At 70.7% G+C, this 13,973-nt stretch carries 9 protein-coding genes; 5 read left to right on the forward strand and 4 right to left on the reverse strand.

Annotated elements, in window-relative coordinates:
• Nucleotides 1-16: 16 nt before the first annotated feature.
• The 4 genes from OG985_RS11320 to OG985_RS11335 form a co-directional block, all read right to left on the reverse strand.
• Entirely contained in the window at nt 17-1,267 is a 1,251-nt protein-coding gene (locus OG985_RS11320) for an alpha-L-fucosidase (protein ID WP_371668161.1), read from the reverse strand.
• Between the two features lie 99 nt (nt 1,268-1,366).
• Nucleotides 1,367-4,420, reverse strand: coding sequence for an alpha-mannosidase (locus tag OG985_RS11325; protein ID WP_371668162.1), 3,054 nt, complete (start codon nt 4,418-4,420; stop codon nt 1,367-1,369).
• 86 nt (nt 4,421-4,506) lie between these two features.
• A complete protein-coding gene (locus tag OG985_RS11330; protein WP_371668163.1) occupies nt 4,507-5,844 on the reverse strand; it encodes a 6-phospho-beta-glucosidase in 1,338 nt (445 codons plus the stop codon).
• A complete protein-coding gene (locus OG985_RS11335) occupies nt 5,841-6,617 on the reverse strand; it encodes a DeoR/GlpR family DNA-binding transcription regulator (RefSeq protein ID WP_371674333.1) in 777 nt (258 codons plus the stop codon). The genes OG985_RS11330 and OG985_RS11335 overlap by 4 nt, the downstream gene beginning before the upstream one ends.
• Before the next feature lie 140 nt (nt 6,618-6,757).
• Here OG985_RS11335 and OG985_RS11340 point away from each other — a divergent pair, with 140 nt between their 5' ends.
• Genes OG985_RS11340 through OG985_RS11360 form a run of 5 tightly spaced genes read left to right on the forward strand, consistent with a single transcriptional unit; the run spans nt 6,758 to nt 13,867 of the window.
• On the forward strand, nt 6,758-7,777 hold the full coding sequence (locus tag OG985_RS11340) for a carbohydrate kinase family protein (RefSeq protein WP_371674334.1): 1,020 nt from the start codon (nt 6,758-6,760) through the stop codon (nt 7,775-7,777).
• A gap of 59 nt (nt 7,778-7,836) precedes the next feature.
• Entirely contained in the window at nt 7,837-9,123 is a 1,287-nt protein-coding gene (locus OG985_RS11345) for an ABC transporter substrate-binding protein (protein ID WP_371668164.1), read from the forward strand.
• Complete coding sequence (locus OG985_RS11350) at nt 9,123-10,085, forward strand: carbohydrate ABC transporter permease (RefSeq protein WP_371668165.1); 963 nt, start codon at nt 9,123-9,125, stop codon at nt 10,083-10,085. Before OG985_RS11345 ends, OG985_RS11350 begins: the two co-directional genes overlap by 1 nt.
• Nucleotides 10,086-10,097: 12 nt before the next feature.
• Nucleotides 10,098-10,937: a carbohydrate ABC transporter permease gene (locus OG985_RS11355; protein WP_371668167.1), complete on the forward strand. Its 840-nt coding sequence runs from the start codon at nt 10,098-10,100 to the stop codon at nt 10,935-10,937.
• Nucleotides 10,934-13,867, forward strand: coding sequence for a glycoside hydrolase family 2 TIM barrel-domain containing protein (locus tag OG985_RS11360; RefSeq protein WP_371668168.1), 2,934 nt, complete (start codon nt 10,934-10,936; stop codon nt 13,865-13,867). The genes OG985_RS11355 and OG985_RS11360 overlap by 4 nt, the downstream gene beginning before the upstream one ends.
• Nucleotides 13,868-13,973: the final 106 nt, after the last annotated feature.

The raw sequence follows: 13,973 nt of genomic DNA on the forward strand, positions 1-13,973 counted from the left end.
GCCGTGCGCCCTCGGGTCAGAACCGGCCCGAGCCGCGGTACAGCTCCAGCTCCCCGTCCAGCTCGACCTTGAGGACCGTGGCGTGCGGGTCGAGGTCGGACCCGGCGGGCGGGTCGATGAACAGCACCCCGACGGCCTCGTGCAGCCCGCCGACGACCCGGTGGTCGAGGCGGGTACCCGTGCCGAGCACCGTGACCCGGCCGACCGGCGTCACGAGACCGCGTACGCCGATCTCCGAGCGCGGGATGTCGAACAGGGTGAGGTAGAGGGTGCGGCCGTCGGCGGACAGGGTGCTGGGGCCGTAGTGGTGCCCGGCCGGGAGCCCTCGCACCGTCCCGTACACGGCCTCCGCGTGCTTGCGGATCCACTCCCCCAGGCCTTCGAGACGCTCGACCTGCGGCTGCGGGATGGTGCCGTCCTCCATCGGGCCGACGTCCAGGAGCAGGTTGCCGCCCCCGCCGATGGTCTCGCTGAAGTAGCGGATCAGCTGGGCGAGCGACTTGTGGTTGTGGTCGTGGTGCTGGTAGCCCCACGAGTCGTTGATGGTCAGGCACAACTCCCAGGGACCCGCCGGGGGTTCGATGGGGGCACCTTGTTCGGGGGTGGCGTAGTCGCCCTCGCTGAGCATGCGTGCGTTGAAGACGACGTCGGGCGAGTACGAGCGGACGAGAGCGGCCAGTTCGGGAATGCGCCACTGCTCCTCGCTGCGGTCCCACTCGCCGTCGAACCACATCAGGTCGGGCCGGTAACGGGAGGCGAGTTCGCGGATCTGGCCGTCACGGTAGGCGATGAACCGCTCCCAGGCGTCGAGGTCCTCGTCCTCGGCCGCGACCTCGGAGTAGCGGTTGTCCTCCTGCTCCGGCGGACGGCCCGGCTTGCGGGTGGAGGCGTAGTCGGGGTGGTTCCAGTCGGAGTGCGAGTAGTAGAGGCCGACCTTGAGGTTCTTCTCGCGCAGGGCCTCGGCGTAGCCGGTGAGGTAGTCGCGGCCCAGGTTGAGGTCGCCGTACTCGGTGTCCCACAGCGCGACGCCGTCGTGGTGGCGGCTGGTGAGGACGGCATACCGGGCGCCCGCGCGGGCGAAGAGGTCGGCCCAGGCGCGCGGGTCGTAGCGGGCGCCCGTGAAGCGGTCGAGCTGGGACATGTAGCGGTCGTGCGGCACGATGTCGTCGTAGAACGACCAGGACTCCTGGACGCCGTCGACGGCGTAGATCCCCCAGTGAACGAAGATCCCCAACTTGGCGTCGGTGAACCACGGCTGCATGGGCATGGCTGAACTCCTCGACAGGACAGGTCGGTTCACTGCTCGGGGGGCGGGCGCGGCGTACCGCGCCCGCCCCGGGAGGCCGGCGGGCGGCCGACCGGGCCGCTACCGGACGCCGGCGCCGCGCCGCAGACGGAGCGTCAGGATCTGGAAGGGGCGCAGCGAGAGGGCGACGGTGTCGCCGTCGGCCCGAGCCTCCTCCAGCGGCCGCTCCAGCAGGTCGGTGACCTGGGCGCCGGCCAGCGGGAAGCCGGTCCGCAGCACTCCCGTCGCGCGGCCGCCGCGCGACTCGTAGAGACGGACGACGACGTCACCGGACGCGTCGTCGGCGAGCTTCACCGCCTCGACGGTCAGGCCCTCGCCGTCCACCGATACGACCGGCTCCGGTGTGCCCGCCGAATCCGCCACCCGCAGCGGGAGGTTGAGGGCGTAGCCGGCCGCGACCGCGTCGCCGACGGTGGCGCCCGGGAGCAGGGAGTAGGTGAACCGGTGCCGGCCCTGGTCGGCCTCCGGGTCCGGCACACGCGGGGCGCGGACCAGGCTCAGGGCGACCGTGGTCGTCGTACCGCCGTCCTCGCGGACGGTGCGGGTGACGTCGTGGCCGTACGTCGAGTCGTTGATGACCGCGACGCCGTACCCGGGTTCGCCGAGGTGTACCCAGCGGTGCCCGGAGACCTCGAAGCGGGCCGCCTCCCAGGTGGTGTTGGTGTGGGTGGGGCGCTGGACGTGGCCGAACTGGATCTCGGCCGAGGAGTGCGGGGCGCGGATGTCCACCGGGAAGGCCGCCTTGAGGATCTTCTCGGCCTCGTGCCAGTCGATGTCGGTCTCGATGTCGATGCGGGGGCTGCCGGCCCGGAGGGTGATCGTCTGGGTGATCCGTGATCCCTTGCCGAACGAGCGCGTGACGCGGATCGCGCCGAGCAGCGGATCCTCCTCGACCACGGCCACCGAGTCCGCTTCCAGGAGGTCGGTGTAGCGGTTGCGGTAGTGCTTGTCGATGTCCCAGGCGTCCCAGTAGTTGGGCAGGTCCGTGTGGAGGCGCAGTAGGTTGCCCGGGGCGGCGAGGACTTCGCGGTCGGCCCGTAGATCGTATGCGGACGACAGTGTGCCGTCCTCCGCCACCTCCACCCGGACCAGGCCGTTGTCGAGGACCCGGCCGGAGACCGTCACCGGCTGCGGCGGTTCGGCCGCGGCCAGGGGCGCGCTGCCGCTCGCGGGCACCTCCACGTAGGCGGGTGCGCCCGCGGAGGTGCGGACCACCTCGGCACGGTCGTACGGGCTGGTGTTGAACACCCGGCTGCCGCCGTCGCCCAGAGCCGCGATCGCCTCGCCGGTCAGCGCTTCCAGCTCCTGGGCCACCCGCGCGTACTCGGCCTCCGCCTCCCGGTGCACCCAGGCGATCGAGGAGCCCGGCAGGATGTCGTGGAACTGGTGCAGCAGCACCGTCTTCCACAGCCGGTCCAGCTTCTCGTACGGATAGGCGTAGCCCGGGGCGTGCAGCGCGGCCGTCGTCGCCCACAACTCGGCCTCGCGCAGCTTGTGTTCACTGCGCCGGTTGCCCTGCTTGGTGCGGGCCTGGGAGGTGTAGGTGGCGCGGTGCAGTTCCAGGTAGAGCTCGCCGACCCAGACCGGGGCGTCCGGGTACTCGTCCCGGGCGGCCTGGAAGAACGCGTCGGGGTGTTCGACGACGACCTTCGGCGAGCCTTCCAGGTCGGCGAGCCGGCGCGCGCGTTCCATGATCTCGCGGGTGGGGCCGCCGCCGCCGTCGCCCCAGCCGAAGGGCGCGAGGGAGCGGGTACCGCCGCCCTTCTCCGAGTAGTTGCGCACCGCGCGGTCCATCTCCTCGCCGCTGAACCGGGCGTTGTAGGTGTCGACCGGCGGGAAGTGGGTGAAGATGCGGGTGCCGTCGATGCCCTCCCACCAGAAGGTGTGGTGGGGGAACTTGTTCGTCTGGTTCCAGGAGATCTTCTGGGTCAGGAACCAGTCGTTTCCGGCGAGCTTGGCGAGCTGCGGGTAGGCGGCGTTGTAGCCGAAGGAGTCCGGCAGCCAGACGCCTTTGGTCTCCACACCGAAGTGCTCGATGAAGAACCGCTTGCCGTGGACGAACTGCCGGGCTACCGCCTCGCCGCCGGGCAGGTTGCCGTCGGCCTCGACCCACATGCCGCCGACGGGCGCCCACTGGCCCTTCTTCACCGACTCCTGGATGCGCGCCCAGACCTGGGGGTAGTTGTCGCGGACCCATTCGTACTGCTGGGCCTGGGAGCAGGCGAAGATGAAGTCGTCGTACTCGTCGGCGAGCGAGGTGACGTTGGAGAAGGTGCGGGACGTCTTGCGCTTGGTCTCGCGGATGGGCCACAGCCAGGCGGAGTCGATGTGCGCGTGCCCGACGCCGGAGACGGTGTGCGCGCTGGCGTGCGCGGGCCTGGCGAGGACGGGCGCGAGCACCTCGCGGACGGCCGCCGCGCTGCCGGAGACGTCGTCCAGGTCCAGGGTGTCCATGGCCCGGTCCAGGGCGTGCATGATCTCGTGCCGGCGCGGTTCGTGCTCACCGAGGTGGACCATCAGTTCGCGCAGTACCTGGAGGTCCAGGTCGAGGTGCCAGACCTGCTCGTCGAGGACGGCGATGTCGGCCCGCCCGAAGGTGTACAGCGGTTTGTCGCCCGCCGTCAGGACGTCGCCGAGCGGGGTCGGCTGCGCGAATCCGTTCGCGAGGATGTCGGGGTTGGAGGCCGCCTCGACCAGGTAGTCGACGCTCTCCCCGCCGACGGCCGGGTTGGCGATCGGCACGTACTGGTTGAGCGGGTTGACCGCCTTGAGGGGCGTTCCGTCGGTGCGGTGGACCAGGGCCTCGGCCTGGTTGCCGGGCCAGTCGCCGACGAAGCCGAGGTCGATGACCGCCTCGACGCGCCGGCCCGCCCACTCGGCGGGCACCCGGCCGCGCATGCGGAACCAGGTCGTGCCCCAGGGCGGCCCCCACGGGGTGTCCATCGCGAAGGGCTCGTACGGGGCGGCCGCGGCCTCCTCGAAGGGGACCGGCTCTCCCGGCGCCTGCCAGGCCTCGACCTCGAAGGGAACGCTGGCCGCGTAGATCGCGGGCTTGACGCGCTGGGTGTGGACGCGCTCGACGCGCTCCTCGATCCGTCGGCGTTCGTCGTGCATGGGAGTCTCCAGGAAGGCAGGGAGCCAGAGGGGGAGCCGGAAGGCCGGAAAGCGCCAGCAGGCCGGAAAGCGCTTACTAACCGCGCCTACTCAAGGTACGCCAGGCCGGGATGGACGTCGGTGTAGCCCTCGACCAGCCTGCGGGCCACGTTCACCGAGTCGACGAGCGGGTGCAGCGCGAACGCCTTCACCGCCGTCGTACGGGATCCGGACTCGGCCGCGGCCAGCACCTCCCGCTCGACCGCCTTGACCGAGCAGACGAGGCCGGTGGCGTGGTCGGGCAGCGGGTCGACCGCGACCGGATGCGCGCCGTTGGCGTCGACGTGACACGGCACCTCGATGACGGCGTCCGTGTCGAGGACCGAGAGGGTGCCCTGGTTGCGCACGTTGAGGATCAGCGTGGTGCGTTCGTCGCGGGCGATGGCCCGCATCAGGGCGAGGGCCACCTTCTCGTAGCCGCCGGAGAGGTCGTCGGCGTCGCGTTCACCGGCGCCCGCGGTCTCCCGGTTCTCGGCCATGTAGGTCGCCTCGCGCTCGGCGCGGGTGCGGTCCCAGGTGGTCAGGGCGGCCGCGTCCGGGCGGCGCATCTCGTCGTAGAAGCGTGCCTGCTGGTCGCGCAGGAAGGCGCCGCGGGTCTTGTCGGCCTGCTGGTAGGCGCGTACGGCTTCCCGGTTGAAGTAGTAGTAGTGCAGGTACTCGTTGGGGATCGCGCCGAGCGACTGCAGCCAGTCGACGCCGAACAGCTTGCCCTCCTCGAAGGAGCCGAGCAGGTCGGGGTCGGCGAGCAGCCGCGGCAGCTCGTCGCGGCCCGCCACGCGCAGACCGCGGACCCAGCCGAGGTGGTTGAGACCGACGTAGTCGATCCACGCCTCCTGCGGGTTCGCGCCGAGCATGCGGGCGATACGGCGGCCGAGGCCGACCGGCGAGTCACAGATGCCGATGACGCGGTCGCCGAGGTGGCGGGACATGGCCTCGGTGACGAGTCCGGCCGGGTTGGTGAAGTTGATGACCCAGGCGTCGGGGGCCAGGCGGGCCACCCGGCGGGCGATGTCGACCGCGACCGGCACGGTCCGCAGTCCGTAGGCGATGCCGCCGGCGCCGACCGTCTCCTGGCCCAGGACGCCTTCCGCGAGCGCCACCCGCTCGTCGTTCGCGCGGCCCTCCAGGCCGCCGACGCGGATCGCGGAGAACACGAAGTCGGCGCCGCGCAGCGCCTCGTCCAGGTCGGTGGTGGCGGTGACGCGGGGGGCGTCGGGCACGGTCGACGCCTGTTCAGCCAATACACGGGCGACTGCATACAGTCGGCTGTCGTCCAGATCGTGCAGAACGACTTCCGTGACCCGGCCCTCGCCGCGGTCCGTCAGCAGCGCGCCGTACACGAGCGGCACCCGGAATCCGCCGCCGCCCAGAATCGTCAGCTTCACGCCGCACCCGCCTTTCCTGGTTCTCCGGCCAGGACCACGTCGACGCCCGCCTCCTCCAGGGAGGACCGCGTCGCCGGGTTCACCGGCCCGTTCGTCACCACCACGTCCAGGTCCTCGGGACCGCAGACCTTCGCCATGCCCGTACCCGGGAACTTCGCCGAGTCGGCGAGCAGGACGGTCCTGTCACTGCTTTTGATCATGGCCCGTTTGACCGGAACCTCGACCACCGTCGTGTCCATCACCTGCCCGCCGGGGCGCACACCGCTGGTGCCGAGGAAGAGCCAGTCGGCGTGCAGCTGGCGCAGGTTGTCCTCGGTGAGGAAGCCGACCAGGGAGCGGTAGTCGCGGCGGACCACACCGCCGAGCAGCACCAGCTCGATGCCCTCGTCGTCGGCGAGTTCCTCGTAGACGACCAGGTTGCTGGTGATCACGGTGAGCCGGCGGCCGTGCAGCTGCCGGGCCAGGCGGTAGGCGGTGGTGCCGATGTCGAGCAGTACCGACTGGCCGTCCGCGACCATCCGGGCGGCGTGCGCGGCTATGGCGTCCTTCTCCGCCACGCGCACCTCGGCGACCTCGGCGAAGGGCTGGTCGCCCTCGTCGGCGACGGCCCCGCCGTGCACCCGGGTGAGCAGACCGTCCTCCTCGAGTCTGAGCAGGTCACGCCTGATGGTGGCGGGGCTCACACCGAGCTGCTCGGAGAGGTCGGTCACAGCCGCGGGGCCGCCCGAGCGCAGGGCCCGCAGGATGAGTTGGTGTCGTCGTTCTGCCAGCACGACGTGAACACTACTCGTCATCTTCAATCATTTCTATGCTCAGATCTGCTCGGGTATTGACCAATCACGCGGAGCGGCGCACGATTCCGGTCACCGAAATGAAGAGTTTTGACGAGCTCTCCCGGCGAGAGGATGTGCGCGTGGTCGACGACCGGCCCGAGGTGCTGCTGACCGGCCTGCTCTTCTACGACCTCGTCCTCACGGGGCTCGGAAGGCCCCCGACACCGGGCGAGGAGCTGTGGACGGCGGGCATGGGCTGCGGCCCGGGCGGCATCGCCAACCTTGCGGTGGCCGCCGCCCGCTTCGGCCTCGACACCTCCCTGGCCACGGTCTTCGGCGACGACTTCTACGGCGCCCACTGCCAGGAGGTGCTGGCCGGCCAGGAGGGCGTCGACCTCACGCTCTCCCGCGTCGCGGACGGCTGGCACACCCCCGTCACCGTCTCCCTCGCCTACGGCCACGACCGGGCTCTGGTCACCCACGGCCAGGAGCCGCCGTACTCGCAGGACGTGCTGATGGGCGACCCGCCCGAGGCGCGCACGGCGCTGGTGCACATCGAGGCGGAACCGCGCGCCTGGCTGGCCAAGGCGGCCGCGAACGGCACGCAGATCTACGCCGACGTCGGCTGGGACCCCACCCAGCAGTGGTCCGCCGACCTCCTCGACCAGCTCTCCCTGTGCCACGCCTTCCTCCCCAACGAGGCCGAGGCGATGGCCTACACCCGCACCGACAGCGCGGTCGCCGCGCTCGGCACGCTCTCCGAGCTGGTGCCGGTGGCCGTGGTGACCCGGGGCGGCGACGGCGCGGTCGCCGTCGACCAGACCACGGGCGAGTACGCCGACGTACCCGCCCTCGACATCGATGTCCTCGACGCGACGGGCGCCGGCGACGTCTTCGGCGCGAGCTTCGTCGCCGCCTCGCTCGGCGGCTGGCCGCTGGCCGAGCGGCTGCGGTTCGCCGTACTGGCGGCCGGGCTGTCCGTCCGGCACCACGGCGGGGCCCTGGCGGCCCCCGGCTGGTACGGCGTGGACCGCTGGTGGCGGTCGCTGACCGACCCCGAGCTCAGGCGCGCGTACGGATTCCTGGCCGACCGCATCCCGCCGGACGTCGGCCCGCCGGTGCGGTACGCCCCCGTGACCCCGCCCGCACCACAGCACTAGCCCCTTCTTCTTCATCCCCTGATGCACGACCCGAACAGATCCGAAAGGCGGTGGGAGCTGTGCGGCTCTCACGAAGAGGTCTGCTGCGCGCCGGACTGGCCGGTTCGGCCGCCACGGCGCTCGGCGGCCTGGCGTCCGGCTGCGCCGTTCCGACCGGCTCGACCGGCCGCGACATGGTCCTGTGGTACTGGAGCGGCGGCCTGAGCGACAAGGTCGTCAAGAACGCCAGGGCGCGTTACGACAGCTCCGTGGACCTCCGGGCCATCCAGATCGGCGGCCAGTACCGGTCCAAGCTCATCACCACCATCACCGGCCGGGCCCACATACCCGACATCGCGGGGCTCAAGGGCGAGGACATGGCGTCCTACCTGCCGAACGCGGACCAGTTCGTCGATCTGCGGACCCTGGGCGCGGAGAAGTACAAGAGCCGCTACCTGTCCTGGAAGTGGGACCAGGGCATCGCGGACGACGGCACGATGATCGGCTTCCCGATCGACTGCGGGCCGGTCGCGCACTTCTACCAGTACGAGGTGTTCCGGAAGGCGGGGCTGCCGTACGAACCGGCCGACGTGTCAAAGGAGTTGAACACCTGGGAGAGCTACTTCGCGGCGGGTGAGCAGCTCCGGAAGCGGATCCCGGGCACCATGCTCCTCACCGACGTCAACTCCATCTTCGAGAACGCCGTACAGCAGGGCTCCCAGCGGTACGTCGACAGGGCCCGCCACTTCATCGGCGACCAGGAGCACGTACGCGACGCCTGGGCGCTCGCCGTCGAGGCCAAGCGCCGCGGGATCGTCTCCGACCTCGTGAACGGCACCCCGGACCAGCTGTCCGCCAAACAGGACGGCAAGCTGCCCAGCGAACTGGGCGCGTCCTGGGCGGCCTTCGACATCAAGAACGGCGTACCGAAGGCCAAGGGCAGGTATCGGGTCGCCGACATGCCGGTGCGGCCCGCCAACAACGGCGGCTCGTTCCTGTCGATCACCAAGGCGTGCCGCGAGCCCGAGCGGGCGTTCGCGATCATCGCCTGGATGCTCGACGCGGCCAACCAGGCGCAGGGGTACGCCGACGCGGGCCTCTTCCCCTCCACGCCGGCCTCGTACGGACTGAAGCAGATGCAGGAGCCCGACCCCTTCTTCGGCGGCCAGGTCACGACCGACATCTTCGGACCCGCCGCGCAGAAGATCGTGGTCGCCTACAACAGCCCGTTCGACATCGCGCTCGGACAGCCGATCAAGGACGAGATCAAGAACGTCGGCGTCCTCGGCAAGGACCCCGAGAAGGCCTGGAGTGACGCCATGAGCAAGTGCCGGCGGATCGCGAAGCACCTGGGGGTGAGCTACTGATGGCCACCGTTCCCGCGCTGGAGAAGCCACCCGTCGTCCGCGCGGCCCCGCCCGCCCCGGGCCGGAAGAAGGGGTGGCGCGACTACTGGCATCTCTACGCCGCGATCTCGCCCTTCTACCTGATCTTCCTCGGCTTCGGGCTGTTCCCGGTCGGCTTCTCGCTCTACCTGTCCTTCCACCGCTGGGACGGCCTCGGCCCGATGGAGTGGGCCGGACTCTCCCAGTACCAGTACCTGCTGAGCGACGGCGACTTCTGGAACTCGATCGGGAACACGGTCGTCATCTGGGCGCTGGCCACCTTCCCCATGATCTTCCTGGCGATGGTCACGGCGGTGATGCTCAACTCGGCGGTCCGCCTCAAGAGCGTCTACCGCGTCGCGTACTTCCTGCCGAACGTCACCTCGGTCGTCGCGATCGCCATCGTCTTCGGCTCGATCTTCTCCACCAACTTCGGCCTGGTGAACTCCGTGCTGCAGGCGGTGGGCCTCGACCAGGTCGCGTGGCTGAACACGCCCTGGGGCATCAAGGTCACCATCGCGACACTGATGACCTGGCAGTGGACCGGCTACAACGCCATCATCTTCCTGGCCGGGCTGCAGACGATCCCGAGCGACCTCTACGAGGCCGCGCGCGTGGACGGCGCCAACCCCGTCCAGACGTTCTTCCGGATCACGCTGCCGCTGCTGCGGCCCACCCTGCTGTTCGTGCTCGTCGTCTCGACGGTCACGGGTCTGCAGAGCTTCTCCGAGCCACAGGTTCTGCTGCAGACCTCGTCCAACGACTCCACGTTCGCGGGCGGTCCGGGTCACTCGGGCCAGACGATGGTCCTCTACTTCTTCCAGCAGACCTTCGACAACAACGACTTCGGGTACGGCGCCGCGGTGGCGTGGGGCATCTTCCTCGTCGTCGTCCTCTTCTCGATCGTCAACTGGCGCCTCGTGCAGCGCCGGGGCGAAGACTAGGAAGGGCGCATCATGGCATCCGTCAAGGGTTCCCGCCGCAGGGGGCTCGCGCTGCACGTCCCGCTGATCGCCGGCACGCTGCTCTCGGCCTTCCCGTTCTACTGGGCCGTGATCATGTCGACGCACACCTCGTCGGAGATCTTCTCGTACCCGCCGAAGCTGCTGCCGGGCACGCACTTCCTGGAGAACGTCCGCAACCTCTTCGACGCCGTCGACTTCTTCGGGTCGATGTGGAACTCGCTGCTGGTCGCGGTGTCGGTGACCGTCCTGGTCCTGTTCTTCGACTCGCTGGCGGCCTTCGTCTTCGCGAAGTTCACCTTCCCCGGTCAGCGGCCCCTGTTCGGACTGCTCATGGTGATCTTCATGGTGCCGGCGCAGCTGTCGGTCATCCCGCAGTTCGTCCTCATGGCGAAGATCGGCTGGATCGGCTCGATGACCGCGCTCATCGTGCCGGCCGCGGCCAACGCGTTCGGCATCTTCTGGATGCGCCAGTACATGAAGAGCGCCATCCCCGACGAACTGCTCGACGCCTCCCGGCTGGACGGGGCGAACTTCCTGCGCCAGTACTGGCATGTGGCGCTCCCGGTGGTCCGCCCCGGCCTCGCCTTCCTCGGCATCTTCACCTTCATGGGCCAGTGGAACGACTTCGCCTGGCCCCTGATCGCCCTCACCAACCCGGACAACGTGACGCTCCAGGTCGCGCTGTCCCAGCTCAACGGCACTCACGGCACCACCGACTACGGCATCGTGATGACCGGCGCGCTGCTCGCCCTGGTCCCGCTGCTGATCGTGTTCGCGGTCGGCGCCAAGCAGATCATCGGCGACCTCGCGAAGGGAGCTGTCCGAGGATGACGAGCGATCCGCTGCTCGCCCTGCGCCCCTGGGAGACGCCTGAGGTGACCTCCTGGGGACGGCTGCCCATGAACGCCGTCGACCGGCGTTCCGGAGCTCACTCCCTGGACGGCGACTGGCGCTTCCAGCTGCTGCCCGCTCCGGACGCGCCGGTCGGCGGTGCGTGGTCGTCGTCGTACGTCCCCGGTGTGTGGACCATGCAGAGCATTCCGGGGACCGACGACCTTCCGCAGTACACCAACGTCCGTATGCCGTTCGCGGAATTCCCTCCGCGGTCTCCCGCCGCCAATCCGACGGGGGTGTACGAGCGGACGGTGGACGTGCCGGCCGAGTGGGCGGGACGGCGGATCGTGCTCCAGGTCGGGGCCGCCGAGAGCGTGCTGCTCGTGCACGTGGACGGACGGCCGGTCGGTGTCTCCAAGGACTCGCACCTGGCCGCCGAGTTCGACCTGTCGGAGGTCGTCCGTCCCGGCGCGCGGGCCACCGTACGGCTGACCGTCGTGAAGTGGTCGGACGCCTCGCACATCGAGGACCAGGACCAGTGGTGGCACGGCGGCATCTCCCGCTCGGTCCTGCTGTACGCGACGGACCCGCTGCACCTGGCGGACGTGACCGTCCGGGCGAGCCGGGACGGTGAGCTGCGCGTGGACTGCCGAGTGCGGGACGCGGGCGGCGCGCTGCCGGCCGGCTGGTACGTCAGCGGCGAGCTCGACGGCCATCTCCTCACCCAGGACGGGGAGTTCGACCGGGCCAACGCCGAGGACGAGCGCGTCTCCGCCTTCCTGGGTGAGGCACGGCTGCGCGCCACCATCCCCGAGGTGCGCACCTGGAACGCCGAGACACCGGAGCTGTACGGCCTGACCGTCCGGCTGCACCGCCCTGACGGCACGGTCGCCGACACCTCGTACCACCGCATCGGTTTCCGCGACGTCGAGGTCAGCGGCCGGGACCTGCTGGTGAACGGCGAGCGGGTCTACATCCGGGGCGTCAACCGGCACGACTTCCATCCGCTGACCGGCCGCACGGTCTCCCACGACGACCTGCGCGCCGACCTCGTCCTGCTCAAGCGCTTCGGCTTCAACGCGATCCGCACCGCGCACTACCCGAACTACCCCGCCCTGTACGACCTGGCGGACGAGCTCGGCTTCTACGTCGTCGACGAGGCGGACATCGAGTCGCACGACCACGCCCACGAGATCGCCGACGACCCGCGCTACCTGAACGCGTTCGTGGACCGGGTGTCACGGATGGTCCTGCGGGACAAGAACCACCCGTCGGTGATCATCTGGTCGCTGGGCAACGAGTCCGACTACGGCGCGAACCACGACGCGGCCGCGGGCTGGACGCGCCGGCACGACCGGACGCGGCCGATCCAGTACGAAGGGGCCGCCAAGCTCGACTGGGCGGCCACCGACGACGCCTCCGACATCGCCTGCCCCATGTACGCGCCGATCGAGGACTGCGTCGCCCACGCCCTGTCGGGCCGGCAGACACGGCCCCTCATCCAGTGCGAGTACTCGCACGCCATGGGCAACAGCAACGGCACGCTGGCCGAGCACTGGGCCGCCATCGAGTCCACCCCGGGTCTTCAGGGCGGCTTCATCTGGGAGTTCTGGGACCACGGGATCCTGCAGCGTGTGAGTGACGGAAGACCGGCCGGGCGCGCGGGCGCCGGGCTGTACGAGGGCGGCGTCGCCGCGCCCGGCCACCGCTGGGCGTACGGCGGCGACTTCGGGGAGACGATCCACGACGGCGCGTTCATCGCGGACGGCGTGGTCTTCCCCGACCGCACGCCCAAGCCCGCGCTGTACGAGCACCGGGAGATCGCGGCGCCGGTACGGCTGGAGTGCTTCCGGCACGAGGGTGTCGTCATCGGCAACCACCAGCACTTCCGCGGCCTGGACTGGCTGTCGGCCGACTGGGAACTGGCCCTGGCGGACGGCGGCACGCTGACCGCGCCGGCCGAACTGCCCGACCTGCGCCCCGGCGAGACGGCGGCGGTACCGGTGCCGTTCACGCTGCCGCCGGACGGGGGCGAGGCCTGGCTGACCCTGCGGGTCACGACCGCGCGGGACGAGCCCTGGGCGCCGCGCGGCACAGTGGTCTGTCTGCCCCAGGTGCGCCTTCGGGCGCCCGCGCCGGCGAGCTCCACCGTCGCCCCGGACCGCGGGGTCGAGGTCGACGGGGACGGTCTGCTGGTCCATCCCCTGCTCACCGCCGCCCCCACGCTGTCGCTGTGGCGGGCGCCCACCGACAACGACGAACTCGGGCACATGGCGCTGCGCTGGCGTTCCTGGGGACTCGACCGGCTGGTCCGCAAGGTCGTCGACGTACGCCGCGCCCACGGCCGGGTCACCGTGCTCGCCGAGTACGCCGCCGAGGTGGGCGTCGTCCGCCATGTGCAGGTCCTCACGCCGGTCGAGGGCGGGCTGCGGGTCGAGGAGTCCGCCGAGCTGCCGGACGGCCTCGACGACGTGGCGCGGGTCGGCTCCGTGTTCGAGACGGTGGCGGGCCTCGACCTGATGGAGTGGTACGGGCAAGGCCCCTGGGAGTCGTATCCGGACCGCGCCTTCGGGGCTCCCGTCGGCCACCACCGCGTGCCCGTGGACACGCTGTTCACCCCCTATCTGCGTCCGCAGGAGAGCGGCGGACGGCACGGCGTACGGCACTTCACGCTGTCGGCGCCGGACGCGACCGGGCTCACGGTCACGCTCGACGAGCCCCGTCAGGTCTCCGTGACCCGCCACCGCGCCGAGGACCTCACCGCCGTGGGGCACCACGACGAACTGGTCCGGCGGGCCGGCTGCGTGGTGCACATCGACGCGGCGCACCGGGGCCTCGGCACGGCCTCCTGCGGCCCCGACACGTCCCCCTCCCACCTCGTCGCACCGGGCGTCCACCGCTGGAGCTGGACCCTGCGCGTCCTCTGACCGGTTCCCCGGCTGATCCGGCAGCCTCCCTCCCCTCCTTCCTTCCGCTTCCGGCCTCCCGCCGCCGCGCCTGTGCGGCTCGCGGGCCTCCCTTCCTTTCCACTGC

The organism is Streptomyces sp. NBC_00289, assembly GCF_041435115.1.
In the GTDB taxonomy this organism is placed as follows: Bacteria; Actinomycetota; Actinomycetes; order Streptomycetales; family Streptomycetaceae; genus Streptomyces.